Annotated in this window: 12 protein-coding genes; 7 read left to right on the plus strand and 5 right to left on the minus strand. The window is 64.0% G+C overall.

All coding sequences use genetic code 11. The annotated features are described in order from the left end of the window. The 4 genes from AB0O52_RS04635 to AB0O52_RS04650 form a co-directional block, all read right to left on the minus strand. Positions 1-2,673, minus strand: a 2,673-nt coding sequence (locus AB0O52_RS04635; protein WP_364534069.1) for a N,N-dimethylformamidase beta subunit family domain-containing protein, incomplete at its 3' end; no start/stop codon positions are given. 237 nt (positions 2,674-2,910) lie between these two features. Beyond that, a complete protein-coding gene (gene lhgO / locus AB0O52_RS04640; protein ID WP_364534072.1) occupies positions 2,911-4,119 on the minus strand; it encodes an L-2-hydroxyglutarate oxidase in 1,209 nt (402 codons plus the stop codon). Next, entirely contained in the window at positions 4,116-4,709 is a 594-nt protein-coding gene (locus AB0O52_RS04645; protein WP_364534075.1) for a DapH/DapD/GlmU-related protein, read from the minus strand. Before AB0O52_RS04645 ends, lhgO begins: the two co-directional genes overlap by 4 nt. Before the next feature lie 191 nt (positions 4,710-4,900). Further along, positions 4,901-5,278, minus strand: a complete 378-nt coding sequence (locus tag AB0O52_RS04650) for a cupin domain-containing protein (RefSeq protein ID WP_364534078.1) — start codon at positions 5,276-5,278, stop codon at positions 4,901-4,903. A 209-nt stretch (positions 5,279-5,487) separates the two neighbouring features. Between AB0O52_RS04650 and AB0O52_RS04655 the strand changes: the two genes are divergently transcribed. From AB0O52_RS04655 to AB0O52_RS04675, 5 genes are all read left to right on the plus strand, one after another. Continuing rightward, on the plus strand, positions 5,488-6,627 hold the full coding sequence (locus AB0O52_RS04655) for a methyltransferase (protein WP_364534791.1): 1,140 nt from the start codon (positions 5,488-5,490) through the stop codon (positions 6,625-6,627). A 174-nt stretch (positions 6,628-6,801) separates the two neighbouring features. Continuing rightward, positions 6,802-8,055, plus strand: coding sequence for an ROK family protein (locus AB0O52_RS04660; protein ID WP_364534081.1), 1,254 nt, complete (start codon positions 6,802-6,804; stop codon positions 8,053-8,055). A 118-nt stretch (positions 8,056-8,173) separates the two neighbouring features. Beyond that, positions 8,174-9,529, plus strand: coding sequence for an extracellular solute-binding protein (locus AB0O52_RS04665; protein ID WP_364534084.1), 1,356 nt, complete (start codon positions 8,174-8,176; stop codon positions 9,527-9,529). Positions 9,530-9,655: 126 nt separating this feature from the next. Continuing rightward, complete coding sequence (locus AB0O52_RS04670) at positions 9,656-10,459, plus strand: sugar ABC transporter permease (RefSeq protein ID WP_364534794.1); 804 nt, start codon at positions 9,656-9,658, stop codon at positions 10,457-10,459. A gap of 20 nt (positions 10,460-10,479) precedes the next feature. Further along, positions 10,480-11,334 carry a carbohydrate ABC transporter permease gene (locus AB0O52_RS04675; protein ID WP_364534797.1) on the plus strand — a complete coding sequence of 285 codons (855 nt, stop codon included), beginning with the start codon at positions 10,480-10,482 and terminating at the stop codon, positions 11,332-11,334. A 24-nt stretch (positions 11,335-11,358) separates the two neighbouring features. Here the strand turns inward: AB0O52_RS04675 and AB0O52_RS04680 are convergent, their stop codons facing one another. Continuing rightward, positions 11,359-11,556: a hypothetical protein gene (locus AB0O52_RS04680; RefSeq protein ID WP_364534087.1), complete on the minus strand. Its 198-nt coding sequence runs from the start codon at positions 11,554-11,556 to the stop codon at positions 11,359-11,361. Between the two features lie 450 nt (positions 11,557-12,006). On the opposite strand from AB0O52_RS04680, the gene AB0O52_RS04685 reads away from it, so the two are divergent. Next, a complete protein-coding gene (locus AB0O52_RS04685; RefSeq protein WP_364534090.1) occupies positions 12,007-12,975 on the plus strand; it encodes a methylenetetrahydrofolate reductase in 969 nt (322 codons plus the stop codon). Positions 12,976-13,041: 66 nt separating this feature from the next. Continuing rightward, on the plus strand, positions 13,042-15,390 hold the full coding sequence (metE, locus tag AB0O52_RS04690; RefSeq protein WP_364534093.1) for a 5-methyltetrahydropteroyltriglutamate--homocysteine S-methyltransferase: 2,349 nt from the start codon (positions 13,042-13,044) through the stop codon (positions 15,388-15,390). Positions 15,391-15,399 lie beyond the last annotated feature (9 nt).

A 15,399-nucleotide genomic window follows, 5' to 3' on the forward strand; every position in this document is an offset into this window, starting at 1 on the left:
GGTGCTGTTGGCCAGGGCCGCGGTGGGGGTGAAGGTGGCGGTGTTGGTGGTGCCGTCATAGCTGGTGGTGCCGGGCACGGCGGTGTTGGCGGCGTCCTTGAGGGTGTAGGTGATGGAGGACGCGGTGACGGCCTGGTTGAAGGTCGCGGTCGGTGCGGTGGTGGTGGGCACGGCGCTGGCGTTGTTCGCCGGGGACGTGGAGGAAACCGCTGGAGCAGTGCCTGAGGGAAGGAAGATCGCGTCGACCCAGTAGTACTCGGCGTCGTAGGACTCGTTCGGGAACGCCGAGGAAGGGCCATAGGCGTACATACCGTTAGGGCTGCCGGGGACGCTCCGCGGGTAATGCAAAGGTGCACTGTCTACGCGGCTGTTACCTGCAGGCGGCGGTGACGGATGTTGGTAGAAGTAGGCTGTGTCCTCGGAATAATGGCCCACGGGAGCGTAATAGGAAACGACGTACGTAGTGTTCGCCGTGACGGAGAGAGGCGTCGGGAAATTCACCGTCTGCCAGCCCGTGGCGGATTCACCACTGAAGTTTGCTGTGGCCAGCCGCTGCCCGCTCGCGGACCAGATGTTGCCGACGTGTGTTCCGGTGTTTTTGCTTGCCTTGTAGAACCGCACCCCTTTGATGGTTCCGTTCACTTCGGAGTAGAACTTGGCACCTACTTCGATTGCCGTCGGGTCCGCCGCATCGGCCACGGCCGGTGCGATGTTTACGCCCGAAAGGGAGCAGGGGCAGGCGATGTTGGTGACCACGCCCGACGACGGCGTCTCCACGTTGCCGCTGTCGTCAACGGCACGTGAGCGCAGGGTAGAGGTGGGGTTGCCGTGCGCATTCCAGGTATAGGTCCAATTGCTTGTGCCGGTGGCAGGATGCCACGTGTTTCCGTTGTCGGTGGAAACCTCGACGCCGGCCACCACGCCCCCGGTGTCGGCCGCGGTTCCGCTGATGGTGACGATGGTTCCGTCAGCAATGTTCGCGCCGAAGGATGGTGCTGTGATGGTGGACGTCGGCGCAGTGGCATCGGTGGATCGGGTGGCGGCAGTCAGCCCCGTGACGATCGTTGCCGGCTGGACTCCCATGTCGGCGAACAGGTTGACCGTAGCCTGCTGCATATTCTTGTCCACGGCTTTTCCAGTGGTGAATCCGTCAAGTCCCCACGGCCACTGGACAGTTCCGGCGCCAAAGACAATCGCTCCACTCGCAGCTTTGTACATTGTGAGGTTGTGGGTGGCCGTCTTACCAGTGGCGGTCTGCGAACCGTAATCGGTGAACACTTCCGCGGACGTGTCCGTGGTCGCCGACAGCTTGAAAAGGCCGGCTGGCCGGAATCCGTTATCGGCGTCTATATCCCATTCGTAACCGAGCGTGCCCAGGCCCGCACCGAGGGTCACGCTGGTTCCGGGGGCCATCGTGGCTATCGTCGTGTTCCTCCACATGCGGAGCGCGCTGTATTGCGAGGGAACCGTGATGTCGGTGGTTCCTGAATTGACGACGAAGAACTGGCCAGTCAGCGAGTTTTCGGGGTTTCCTCCACCGGTTGAGGTTCCGAAGCGAGAGTCCCGATAGGTTCCCGTCCACGAGACCGGGTCGGTGGGGGCGTTGAAATGCGTATCTTTGTAGGCCACCAGCGTCCGGCCGGGCGTGCTGGGCCCCGCGGCGCTCGGTTCCCAGCGCGTCTTCCAGAAGACCTCGTTGCCGCTGAAGAACGCAAGGTTCACCCCGGCGTCGCGGGCGGCTTCGACGTTGGCGCGCTGGTCGCCGGACCAATACTCGTCATGTCCCACGGACATGAAGGTCTTGTGGTTGAGCAGCAGGGAACCCTTGGTGGCGACATCGTTGCCGCTCATGTAGCTCATGTCGAACCCGTTGGCTTCCATGAACCGGATCATCGGGTACTCGGAGTACATCAACCAGCTTCGCCCCTGGTCGTCGGCAGCTGAATTGAACGGCCTGTTGTACGAGACTTTGAAGGCCGCCTTATAGGCCTGCGGGTTGCCGGGAGGGCAAGCGACGGTGCAACTGTAGAGGCTGTTGCCTCCGTAGGTGTTGTACGCCTGCCACGTCTCATCCGAGGTCTGGAACAGCATGTCTGAATGTGCGGCGTCGTTCCGGACGACGAACGGCACGATGCTCGCGCCGTTCGTGTCGTTGCGGACGAGCCTTGCGATGTAGACCCCGGAGACCGCAGTGGATGGCACCGCCCAGGAAGCCGACACGCTCCAGTTTCCGCAGTCGATGAGTCCCGTGTCGGAGTACGTGTTACAGGCCGGCTGTGTCTGCGGCAATGCAGCCGAGGGGAGGACGTTCGAGGCAACTTTGCGGGCCCCCAAGCCCTGGTAGTAGCCAAGCCGATACACATCGATGTGGTAGGCCGACGCGGGCGTCAGAACCTTGAACGAGATCGTTCCGCCGATATTGACGCTCATCGACGTGCCGTAGCCCTGGATCGTGGAGTCTCCGGCTCCCGAGACTTGCCATTCCGATGCAGGGTTTCCAGGCAGCGTGTTTTCGCAAGCAACCGGGTTGGTGACGGGCGCGGCGCACGGATCCGTGGCTGCGACGGCGGAGACTGCCGCCATCTGCAACGGCAGGAGCGTCGCGATCATCGCCAGTACGGTCGGCAGGACCGCGCGACGCACAGCCAAAGGGAAATTTCGGTTGTTGCTCATGTCGCGACCTGCTTCTGTCTTTGGTTTCAGGCACTCAATGACGGAAGCATATGGAGCCGGCCGGGAGCGTGGCACGAGTGCCGGTACCCGTTTTTTTGGCCGCCGCACGTCGGGGACGGCGGTCGTTTACCTGTTTTTTGGCTTCGGATACGCGCAAATGCCGGCTGACGCGCCGGAGCGAAACCCTCGGGGCACGGAGGAAATGGGGGCGCGGGTGGACCCGTCAGGCCAGCCGCTTCACGAGAGCCGGGCTCGTCCCATTGCCTCGGCCACGATGTGCTCGGCGATGGCCATCGACGAGGTCGCCCCCGGCGAGGGGGCGTTCCGTACGTGGAGGACGCGGCTCGTGCCGGTAATCACGAAGTCATCGACGAGGCCGCCGTCGGAGGTCATTGCCTGCGCCCGGATGCCGCGCGGGCCGCGCGTGACGTCGCCCGGCAGGATATCCGGGACGTACTTTTGTGCTTCCTTGACGAAGGCGCGGGTGTTAATCACTGTGCGCGCCTCCCGGGCGGCTGCGGGCAGGTTGCCCGCAGCGAACCGCCAGAATCCCGGGAACCCCAGTACCTGGCGGAGGTCGGCGGGGGACAACTGGGCGCGGCGGTAGGCTTCCCGGCCGCCCGCCAGGAAAGCATTGGGTCCCACAAGGATGGCGCCGTCGATGCGTTTGGTGAGGTGGACGCCAAGGAAAGGATATCGCGGGTCCGGCACGGGATAGATCAGGCCCTTGACCAAGGAACGCTTCTCGGGCCGGAGCAGGAAATAGTCGCCGAAAAAGGGCACGATGCGGGGGTCCGCGGGGTCTCCGGCGCCGTGGGCCAGCCGATCCGACTGCAAGCCGGCACAGGTGATGACGACGTCGAAGGCTTCAGTTCCGCGGGAGGACCGTAGCCGCACCTCGCGGCCATGGTCTTCCACACCGGTCACGCCCAGTCCCAGCAGGATGTTTCCGCTCGCGGCACGTACGTCCTGGGCCAAGGCAATCGTGATGGCGCGGTAATCGACGATCGCGGTCCGCGGCGAATGCAGGGCGGCCAGGCCGCGGGCATGCGGCTCGATCACGGTGAGTTCATCCCCGCTCACCATACGGACGTCCGGCACGCCATTGGCGATGGCCCGTGCGTGGATCGCCTTGAGCCGGTCAAGTTCGCGGGCATGGTGGGCGACTACCACCTTGCCGCACTCCTCGTAGCCGAGATTCTTCTCCGCCGCGAACTGCCGAAGCAGCTCCACGCCGCGGCGGCAGAGTCTCGCCTTCAGGCTTCCAGGCTCGTAGTAGAGCCCGGCATGCACAACGCCGCTGTTGTGGCCGGTCTGGTGTCCGGCAAGACCGAGTTCCTTCTCAAATACCGTCACGTCCGCATTGTCGAGGCGGCGGGTAAGCTCGCGTGCCACGGCGACGCCGATGATTCCGCCCCCGACGACGGCGGCACGGACTCTGCTCATACCGTGCGCGCTTCTTCGAGCGAGTCACCGTTTTTGACGTACCGCTCTCCCGTCGCGGGGCAGACCAGTTCATCGCCGTCGGGCCGAAGGGGGTGTCCGGACTTGCCGACCCAGCCGATTTGCTTGGCGGGAACCCCCGCAACCAAGGCGAAGGCCGGAACGTCGCGGACAACCACCGCGCCTGCGGCCACGGTTGCCCACCTGCCGATCGTGATGGGCGCGATGCACACCGCGCGGGCGCCGATTGCCGCGCCGTCTTCCACGATCACACCCACGGGTGTCCAGTCGTCGGCCGACTTTAGCGTGCCGTCGGGGCTCACGGCCCTGGGGTATGTGTCGTTGGTGAGTACGGCTGCCGGGCCGATGAAGACTCCCGCGCCCAGCCGGGCGGGCTCATAGACCAGCGCATAGTTTTGCAGCTTGGAGTTGGCTCCTATTTCGACGCCCGGACCGACATAGGCGCCCCGGCCAATGTTGCAGTTTTCGCCGAGGCGGGCATCTTCCCTGATCTGGGCGAGATGCCAGATCCTTGTACCCTGCCCAATGAGCGCATGCTCGGAGACATCGGCGCTTGGTTCAACGAAAGCCATGGAAACACGTCCTCTACTTATCGGTGGGTAGGCGGCCGCGTATCCCGTCCGGTGTGGAACTGTCCGTGCGGACGGTCGCCTGCGACGATTGTAGATGCGTTTCGTATTCGTTAGCTTCGTCCGGCCAAGGATTGCCGGTGCGGCTTGCCGTCAGTGCGTGACAGGGACGCGCTGACGGCACGCACAGACTCCTACTCGGGCTTGACTCCATATTCTGCTGCGCTGACAAACTCGATGGCCGAGTAGGTCTCGTCGCCTACGACCCAGGCGTTGTGTCCCGGCGGGATGGTGTAGGAATCTCCTTTGGAGATGCTGATCTTCTTGCCGTCGGTGGTCTCGACTTCCAGTGCACCGGAAAGGCAGTACCCTACGTGGTTGGCTTGGCAGGAATCGGTTTGGACCACCGGCTTGATGCAATCGGCCCACGTCCAGCCTGGCTCGAACGTGAAGCGGCCTATGGTGTAGTCGCCAACGGTGACGACTTCGATCACGCTTTTGTCCGGACGGCGGGTTTCATCGGGGGAATTGTGCGACTTTACTTCAAGCTGAGTGACGAGGTTGACAGTCATGGTCTGCTCACAAGAGGAGTGGGAGCCTGATCTTCGAGGTCCGCGACGTGGCTCGCCCTTCGCAGCGGACCCTGGTGTCCGGGCTGCTGCGGCGCGTGCCGTGCCTTCAGCAGCGGTCAGACGGTCGATTACTTGCAATCTCTACCTTCCTCCGCCACCCCCTGTGTTGTCGAGGGTTCCTGAGGGGGATAGATTGGTGCACCGTGACCTTGACCGAGCTGAATTCACACCTTGAGACGCTGTTCGGCACCCTCCGCCGCTTCCCCGACGTCGAGGCGGAGAACCTGCAGGCGCACGACGCCACCGATCGGCTCCTCCTTGAGACCGCGGCTGGCTACATCGTTGACCCGGAAACCCGCGTTTCCGTGATCGGTGACCGCTACGGAGCCCTGACGCTCGGCGCTTTGGAGGCCCTCGGCGTCGGGCACGTCCGGGTGACCCAAGACCTGTACGTCGGCAGGCTCGCGCTGCAACGGAACGCCGACGCGTCCGGCCTGTCCGGCCGCTTTGACCAGTTCGAGCTGGGCGCGGGGTTGCTCGACGGCGCCGAACTGGTGATCATGCAGCTCCCCAAGGCCCTCGCGGAGCTGGAAGAAATGGTCGACGCCGTTGCGCGCTTCGCAGCGCCGGGAGCCGTCCTGCTCGCCGGAGGTCGCGTCAAGCACATGTCCCTGGGTATGAACGCTGTCCTTGAACGAAGCTTTGAGTCGGTGCAGGCCCAGCTTGCGCAGCGGAAATCACGTGTCCTGCTTGCTGCCGGTCCCAAGCGTCCGGACACTCCGGAGCCCTTTCCGGTCTCGGAGCAGAACACCGAGCTGGGGATGACCGTCTGTGCCCATGGGGGAGCGTTTTCAGGCACGAAGCTGGATATTGGGACGCGCTTCCTCCTGGGCTTCCTGGACAGGATCCCCGAAGTGCGCCACGCAGTAGACCTTGGCTGCGGGACCGGGATCCTCGCCGCGATGTATGCCCGGAGCCGTCCCAATGCCCTGGTCACCGCTACGGACCAATCGGCGGCAGCAGTCACGTCCGCCACGGCAACCGCGGCGGCCAACGGCCTGGCAGAACGAATCACGGTAGTCCAGGACGATGCCATGTCCACCTTCGAAGCCGGCAGCGCCGACCTCATCCTGCTGAACCCGCCGTTCCACCTCGGCGCCAGCGTCCATGCCGGGGCGGCCACGAAGATGTTCGATGCCGCGGCACGGGTCCTGGCTTCCGGAGGCGAGCTCTGGACTGTCTACAACAGCCACCTGCAGTATCGCGCAGCGTTGGAAAGGTTGATCGGTCCCACCACCGAAATCGGCCGGAACCCGAAATTCACAGTGACGCGCAGCGTCAAGCGTTAGGCGTCAGCGCTCAGATCCACCTCGGCCTCAGGCATGAGTGCCATGTTCCCGGGCCTCCAATCAGCAATATCGGGGTCCGTTGCGCGCGGGCAGCGTGTGGGCATACCCGGACAAGCACACGTGCCGTACGATGCAAATGCAACCAGCATTATTCGAATGATTTTAGGGGAATCCGTGACTGAGATCCGCCAGCCGACTCCGAGGCGCGGAACCAATCTGCCCCGCATGGGGGACTTCAACCTGACCGTCATTCTCGACGCGATCCGGCGCTCGTCGGGCGGGCTGAGCCGGGTGGAACTCGCCCAAATCGTCGGCCTTTCCCCACAGACTATCTCGAACATATCCCGCCGTCTCCTGGATCAACGGCTCATTGTCGAGGCAGGCAAGGAAGGCAGCGGCCCGGGTAAGCCCCGCACCATCCTGCGCCTGAATCCTTCGGGAATGTACGCGCTTGGCGTCCATCTTGATCCCGCAGTCATTACCTCCGTGGTCCTGGACCTGGTGGGCGATGTTGTGAAGCACTCCAGGATTCCCACACCGACCGGAAGCAATCCGCAGCGCGTCATCGCAGCCATTGCGGAGGAAATCAAGGTGCTGATCGAAGATTCGGGTGTTGACACGGGAAAGATCGCCGGACTTGGCGTCGCGGCCCCGGGGCCCATAGACCTCGATGAGGGCACCGTCGTGGATCCGCCCCTCATGACGGGTTGGGACCGGGTGCACTTGAGGGACGCCCTCGCCGAAGCCACCGGGCTCGAGACCCTCGTGGACAAGGACGTCACCAGCGCGGCCGTCGCCGAAACCTGGGCCGGCGGGCCCAGCGGCACCGGAAGTTTCATCTTCATGTATATGGGTACCGGCATCGGTTGCGGCATCGTCCTGAACGACGAGGTTGTCCGCGGAACATCCGGCAACGCCGGCGAAATCGGACACATCATTGTTGATCCGGACGGGCCCGAATGCGATTGCGGGCTGCGCGGTTGTGTCAAGTCTTCCTGCATCCCGCAGGTCCTCGTGGCCGAAGCCGAAGAGCAAGGTGTCCTGAACGGTGGCCGCAAAGGCACCGAGGGCCCGGAAGTCCAGGAAGGCTTCGCCAGGCTTTGCGACGCCGCGGATGCAGGTGACGAACGCGCCGTCGCGATCATCGATAAATCGGCGGTGCTGGTTGCCCGCGCGGTTGCGGTGGTGACCAACACGCTCGACGTCGAACGCGTCGTCTTTGGTGGCCCGTTCTGGGGCCGCATGTCCGAACGCTACTTGGATCGCATTCCACCGCTCCTCGCGGCCAACAGTGCCGCCAACAGCATCCACGGCATCGAGGTTGTGGGGACCGGCGTGGGCGAAGACGTCGGCGCCATCGGGGCGGCCTGCCTCGTACTCGAACACACGCTGGCGCCGCGCGCCCAGCGGCTCCTGTTGGAAGGCTGAGTCCGGAAGGCTGAGGCCTTCACCACGTCCTGCGTCGCAGGGCTGCATTAATCAATATTGGCAACAGGCTGGGCCAGCTGAAGTGTGGGGGCTGCAGCCGCTTGAAGATCGGAGCGTCATGCGTCGCCCAGTCCGGATCGGAGCAGCACTGCTCGGCGTCGTAGGCCTTTTGGCCTCGGCCGCTTGTTCCGCCCAGCCGCAAGCTGTTAGCAAACAAGCCATCAAGATCGTCTACCAAAAGACGGACTCCTTCACCGCCCTGGACAAGGTCTTCCAGGACGCCAAGCAGGAGTTCGAAGCGGCAAACGCGGGCGTCACTGTGGACCTGGAGCCCATCCAAGCCAACGACGACGACTATGGCACCAAGCTCGCGCTGGCCCAGCGTTCCCCGGACACGGCTCCGGACGTCTTCTACGAGGACACCTTCAAGGTCCGCTCGGACGTCGACGCCGGATACTTGCTCAAACTCGACTCGCAACTGGGCTCCTGGGACGAGTGGTCCAAGTTCAACGAGGGTGCCAAGGCCGCGGGACGCGGCGACGACGGCAGCATCTATGCCGTCCCGCTCGGCACCGACACCAGGGCAATCTGGTACAACAAGACAGTCCTCCAGAAGGCCGGCATACCGTTGCCCTGGCAACCGAAAACCTGGGATGACATCCTGGCTGCGGCCCGCAAAATGAAGGCCGCGGATCCGGGCGTGATTCCCTTCAGCATGTACGCCGGAAAAGGCACCGGTGAGGGAACGGTCATGCAGAGCTTTTACGAACTGCTGTATGGAACGGGAAGCTCCCTGTATTCCGAAAGCGACAAGAAGTGGGTGGTGGGATCCACGGGATTCACCGATTCGCTCCAGTTCCTGAAGACCCTCTACGACGAGAAGCTTTCCGTGACACCGGCGGACGCCCTCGATTCGAATGTGTGGAAGAAGGTCTTTGGACAGTGGCTGCCGCAAGGCAAAATGGGCGCCACCGTGGAAGGCTCCTACGCGCCGTCGTTCTGGCAAAAGGGCGGTTCCTACGAATGGGCCGGTTACGCGCAGGATATGGGGGTAGCCAAGTTCCCCACCCAGTTCGGACAGGATCCCGGTGGCGTGAGCATGTCCGGTGGCTGGACATTGGCCGTCGGTGCGAAGACCAAGAGCCCGGACCTGGCCTTCAAGTTCCTGACTACTGCCGTGAACAAGAAGAATGCCTTGGCCTTCGACGTCAACAATTCGCAGATCGCGGTCCGCACCGATGTCGCATCCGATCCCGGTTACCAAGCGGCCAATCCGTTCGTGAAGGAAGTTTCCGATCTGGTAGGCGTCACGCACTATCGCCCGGCGACCGCGGACTACCCGAAGATCTCCCTCGCCGTCCAACAGGCCACGGAGACCGTCATCACCGGCAAACAAAGCCCGGCGGAGGCGGCAGCCGAATACGACGCTTCGGTCAAGAAACTCGTCGGTGACACCAAGGTCATGCAGAAATGACGCATGGCAGTCCCTGAATCTTTCGGTCGCGGTCCGCTGCGACGCAGATCCCCGATCCAAGGGCCGCTGCGTCGCAGGCTCCGCTTGTTGCCGGTCGTGCCGTCAATCCTGCTGCTGGCCCTCTTCATGGCGGCGCCTGTGGCGTGGTCCTTCTACGCCTCCTTCACCAACGCCGCATTGTCAGGCAAGGCAGCCCTGAGCCCCCAATGGGTCGGCCTGGACAACTACGCCCGGATGCTGACGGATTCCGTCTTCCCGCTCTCGGCATGGCTGACGGTAGTCTTCGTGGCCGTGTCTGCGATCCTCGGACAGAACGTCCTGGGCCTGCTCATCGCCCTGCTGATGACACGATCCGGGGGAACGACGGCGTCGCTGGTGGGCACGGTGGTGGTCGCTTCGTGGATACTGCCGGAGATCGTGGCGGCCTTCGCGGCCTACGCGTACTTCAGCCAGGACGGCACGCTCAACCAGCTCTTGGGAATGATCGGTGTCCAAGGCGCCAACTGGCTCTATGCCTTTCCGATGGCCGCCATCATCCTGGCCAATATCTGGCGCGGCACTGCGTTCTCGATGCTCGTCTACAGGGCCGCGCTCTCCCAGGTCCCCCGCGACGTCTCCGAAGCCGCCCTCATGGACGGCGCCAGGGGTTGGCAACGCCTGGCCTTCATCACCCTTCCGATCATCCGCGGTAGCATCGCCACCAACCTCATGCTGACCACCCTCCAAACGCTCGCGGTATTCACCCTCATCTGGGTGATGACGGCCGGTGGTCCCTCCAACGCGAGCACCACCTTGCCCGTGCTGGCGTACCAGGAAGCATTCAAGCTCGGAGACATCGGATACGGCACCGCGATCGCTTCGGTATTGATCCTGATCGGCATGGTCTTCGGTGCCGTGTACGTCAGGTTGATCCGCGGGGCGAAACCGTGACCTCCCTCCGCCGTGTAGCACTGCCCGCCGCGAAGCGCCCGACGGCGGTTGCCGCGGGACGGCTCCGCGTCCGCCTGGCGGCCAACGCGGCCTTGGCCGTGATCGGGCTGTGCTTCGTGCTGCCCCTTGCATGGTTGATTCTTGCTTCCGTTGATCCGCACGCCGGCTACGAGACGCGGTGGCCGCAATCGCCGTCGTTCGCTAATTTTGCCGCCGTACTGACGCCCGGGCTGCTCTTCCTGCCACTCGTGAACAGCTTCCTGCTCTCGGCCGGAACGGCAGTCGTGAACCTGGTGGCCGCCGTGCTCGCGGCCTATCCGCTGTCCCGCTACCAATCACGATTCAACAAACCGTTCCTGTACGCGATCCTCTTCGGCACCTCACTCCCGGTCACCGCGATCATGGTGCCGGTCTATGGCATGTTCGTGCAGTTGCAATTGCTGGACTCGATGCCGGCCACCATCTTCTTCATGGCAACCACCACCTTGCCCATGGCCATCTGGATGACGAAGAACTTCATGGACTCCGTGCCGCTCGAACTGGAGGAAGCTGCCTGGATGGATGGTGCCTCGGGACTGGCCACGCTCCGCAGAATCGTCGTGCCCCTGATGAGGCAAGGGCTGGGCGTAGTGTTCATCTTCGTCTTCATCCAGACCTGGGGGAACTTCTTCGTCCCGTTCATCCTGTTGCTGTCCACGTCCAAGCAGCCTGCCGCGGTGTCTGTTTTCAGCTTCTTCGGCCAGCATGGAGCCATTGCCTATGGGGAACTCGCGGCGTTCTCCATCTTGTATTCGGTTCCGGTGCTTATCCTCTACACGGTGGTAGCCAGAGGATCCGGCAGCGCGTTTGCGCTTTCCGGCGCGACGAAAGGCTGAGCGGCAGGATCCGGCGTGCCGAGCCTAGTCGATGTCCTCGACGATGGTGCCGTACGGGATGGAGTCATCCAAATGCGCTTGGTGGCCACTGCGGTTGTAGACCACGCGGACTCCGTGAAGCTGGTCCGCGGCCGATTGCATCAGGATGGGGCGGACGGTCTGGACGAATCTTTCCTCTTTGCCTGCGAGGTACTCCTGGTAACTGGCGGGAAGCTGGATCATGGCAAAAGAATAGTCCTGCAGGACCTCCATGGGGAGGGCTCGCTGCGGCGAGCCCCGCGGGTACTGGTTGCGGCTTGGATCCTGCCGACAATCCAAACGAACAATCTTCAGAAATCAGGCGAAACCTAGCGTAAGAATGCGTCTTAAATTCGGCGGGGGGATTGTGGCGTCCGGGGGCCCGATCTAGAGTCGTATTCAAGTTACCGCGGTAACGTGTCAGCGATCCTCCGCCGGATCTACCTCTTGAAGGCAGGCAGGAGGGTGTGGGTGCCCCCATGTGGGCCTGACATTTGCACACGGACAACTTCATTCCAGGCGTAACAGTCGCGGCTGCGCCCTGCTGGAGTTCGTTGCGTGTATCCCCAAACTCAATTCACCGATTCTGCAGTCCAAGGACCTGGCTTTCAAGTCCGCGAACGCAGGCCCGCTGACACACAGCCAAGGACGCAAATGTCACCACCAAGCCTCATCGACACCCATCCAAACTTGACCGGCGCCGCTCCTGTTGCCCTGTCCTACGAGCTGTTCCCGCCCCGCTCTCCAGCCGCCGCCGAGTCCCTCTGGACGACCATCGGGGAGCTTGAGGCCACGGACCCCGACTTCGTCTCCGTCACCTACGGCGCCAGCGGATCCAACCGGGACACCGCCGTCGAGCTCATCAACAGGCTGTTGCTCGAAACGACCCTGCGGCCGCTGGCCCACCTGACCTGCGTCGGAAACACCCCGCAGGAATTGGCCGAGATCATCGGCGAGCTCCTGGACAATGGCGTGCGCGGCATCCTTGCGTTGCGCGGTGACCTCCCCAAGGACAGCGGACAGCCGGTCAACGGTTCGCTGCGGTACGCCCAGGACCTGATCGAACTGATCCGCCGCGTGGAACAGCGACGCTCGGCCCTCCTGTGCGCGGGCAAGATCGCGGTTGGCGTGGCCGCCTATCCCACCCGCCACCCTGAGTCCCCGAGCGTGGAGCACGACGTCGAGGTGCTGCTCGCGAAGCAGCGCTCGGGCGCCGACTTCGCCATCACGCAGGTCTTCTTCCACACCGAGCAATATGCGGACCTGATCTCCCGGGCCCGACGTGCGGGCGTCACGATCCCGATCATTCCGGGCGTCATGCCGCTGACGAGCCTTCGCCGGCTCAAGCGCCTCGGCGAGCTCACCGGCGTCGAACCGGCACCGGAGCTGATCGAACGCCTTGCCGCGGCCGACAACGATTCCGAACGCCGCAAGATCGGAGTCCGCGCCACGGTGGACCTGGCCAACGCCGCCCTCCAGGCCGGTGCTCCGGGCATCCACCTGTACACCTTCAACGAGCACGCTTACGCCCTGGACGTGCTGGACAAGCTTGCCTTGCCCCGGCCGGCCCGGCCCGCCAGCAGGCTCAGCGCCATCGCCCGCCGGCAAGAACTCGTCAGCTGATCAGCCAACGCTGGTCCGCAAACCCCAAGACACCTCGATTTGCACCTACTGCCCCAAGGAAATCCCATGACTGAACAGAATCTCACTGAAAAGACCAACGCAGCGTTCCCCGCAGCGTCCCTGCTTGGCTACCCGCGCATCGGCCGCCGTCGCGAACTCAAGAAGGCAGTCGAAGCCTACTGGGCCGGCAAGATCGACGCCGCTGCCCTTGACGCCGCTGCCAAGGACATCCAGCTGACCACCGCGAAGCGACTCCAGGAACTTGGCCTCAACGAAGCCGCCGCTGTTCCCGGCACCTTCACCTTCTACGACCAGGTGCTTGACGCCACCGCCCACCTGGGCGCCGTCCCGGCCCGCTTCGGCCACCTGCTCAACGCCGAAGGCCAGCTCGACATCGATGGCTACTTCACCCTGGCCCGCGGCAACAAGGAACAGCAGCCGCTGGAAATGACCAAGTGGTTCGACACGAACTACCACTACCTCGTTCCGGAAATCGGCCCGGAGACTGACTTCACGCTCGCCTCCAACCGCATTGTCGAGGAATTCGAGTTCGCCCTGGCCAACGGGATCGAGACCCGCCCGTACATCGTCGGCCCGGTGACCTACCTGCTGCTCTCCAAGGCTTCCGACGACGCTCCTGCCGGGTTCGCTCCGCTGTCCCGCCTCGAGGACATCCTCCCGGTCTACGTCGAACTGCTCGGCAAGCTCGCCGCTGCCGGCGCCAGCTGGATCCAACTGGACGAGCCAGCCCTTGTTGTTGACCAAGACACCCCGGCCGCGGAAATCCAGGCCGCCACTGCCCGTGCGTACGAAGTCCTCTCGGGTGCCGCAGCTCGCCCGCAGCTCTTCGTTTCCACCCCGTACGGTTCCCTCGACGGCCAGCTCGGCACCCTTGCCGCGACCAACATCGACGCCCTGCACATCGACGTCTTCAAGGGTGCGGTACCGTCCGCAGCAGCCCTGGCGGGCCTCGGCAACAAGACCCTGGTTGCCGGCGTCGTCGACGGCCACAACATCTGGCGCAACGACCTCGCCGTCGCGGCCGCAAAGCTGGACGAATTGAAGGCCGCAGCCGGCAAGCTTGCCGTCAGCACCTCCACCTCCACCCAGCACGTTCCCCACGACACCGCTGAGGAAACCCAGCTCTCGGAACAGCTGCGCAGCTGGCTCGCATTCGCTGACCAGAAAGCCGTCGAGGTCAAGACCTTGGCAGACTACCTGGCCAACCCGGCATCCGCGAAGGCCGCCATCGACGAAGCCTCCGCAGTGATCGCCTCCCGCGCCACGGCCGAAGGCGTCCAGCGCGCCGACGTCCGTGCCCGCACCGCTGCCCTCACCGAGGCCGACTTCAACCGCTCCGAGTACGCGGTCCGCGAAGCCGCCCAGGAAGCAGCTCTGCACCTGCCGCCGCTGCCTACCACGACCATCGGTTCCTTCCCCCAGACGTCGGAAATCCGCTCTGCCCGTGCCCGCAACAACAAGGGTGATCTCACCAACGAGCAGTACGAGCAGCTCATGAAGGACGAGATCAAGCGCGTCGTCGAGCTGCAGGAAGAACTCGGCTACGACGTCCTGGTGCACGGCGAGCCCGAGCGCAACGACATGGTCCAGTACTTCGCCGAGAACCTCGAAGGCTTCGACGTAACGGTCCACGGCTGGGTCCAGTCCTACGGCTCCCGCTGCACCCGTCCGTCCATCCTCTGGGGCGATGTCACCCGCTCGGCTCCCATCACGGTTGCCTGGGCCAAATACGCTCAGTCCCTGACCAGCAAGCCCATGAAGGGCATGCTCACCGGTCCGGTCACCATCCTGGCCTGGTCCTTCGTCCGCGACGACCAGCCGCTGGGCGAGACCGCCAACCAGGTCGGCCTGGCGCTGCGTGACGAGATCGCCGATCTCGAAGCTGCCGGCATCAAGGTCATCCAGGTGGACGAGCCCGCACTGCGCGAACTCCTGCCGCTGCGCAAGGCTGACCACGCCGCCTACCTGAAGTGGTCGGTTGACTCGTTCCGCCTTGCTACCGCCGGTGCCGCCGACGCCACCCAGATCCACACGCACCTCTGCTACTCGGAGTTCGGTGTGATCATTGACGCGATCGACGGCCTCGACGCCGACGTCACGTCCATCGAAGCTGCACGTTCACGCATGGAGGTTGTCCACGACCTCGAGGCGCACCACTTCGGCCGCGGCGTTGGTCCGGGCGTCTACGACATCCACTCGCCGCGTGTTCCGGGCGAGGCCGAAGTCACCGAGCTGCTGTCCACCGCCGTCAAGCACGTTCCGTCCCGCCAGCTCTGGGTCAACCCGGACTGCGGCCTGAAGACCCGTGGCTACGCCGAGACCGAAGAGTCCCTGCGCAACCTGGTCAAGGCCACCAAGACGGTCCGCGCCGGATTGCTGGAAGCAGCGAAGTAAAGCCCCGGT

It is taken from the genome of Arthrobacter sp. NPDC080073 (genome assembly GCF_040686575.1).
Taxonomy (GTDB): domain Bacteria; phylum Actinomycetota; class Actinomycetes; order Actinomycetales; family Micrococcaceae; genus Arthrobacter.

Coding starts and splice junctions, on each gene's coding strand:
- AB0O52_RS04665 (WP_364534084.1), top strand. CDS start 8,174: ATGCGTCGCCCAGTCCGGATCGGAGCAGCACTGCTCGGCGTCGTAGGC.
- AB0O52_RS04645 (WP_364534075.1), bottom strand. CDS start 4,709: ATGGCTTTCGTTGAACCAAGCGCCGATGTCTCCGAGCATGCGCTCATT.
- AB0O52_RS04650 (WP_364534078.1), bottom strand. CDS start 5,278: ATGACTGTCAACCTCGTCACTCAGCTTGAAGTAAAGTCGCACAATTCC.
- lhgO (WP_364534072.1), bottom strand. CDS start 4,119: ATGAGCAGAGTCCGTGCCGCCGTCGTCGGGGGCGGAATCATCGGCGTC.
- AB0O52_RS04670 (WP_364534794.1), top strand. CDS start 9,656: ATGGCGGCGCCTGTGGCGTGGTCCTTCTACGCCTCCTTCACCAACGCC.
- AB0O52_RS04685 (WP_364534090.1), top strand. CDS start 12,007: ATGTCACCACCAAGCCTCATCGACACCCATCCAAACTTGACCGGCGCC.
- metE (WP_364534093.1), top strand. CDS start 13,042: ATGACTGAACAGAATCTCACTGAAAAGACCAACGCAGCGTTCCCCGCA.
- AB0O52_RS04680 (WP_364534087.1), bottom strand. CDS start 11,556: ATGATCCAGCTTCCCGCCAGTTACCAGGAGTACCTCGCAGGCAAAGAG.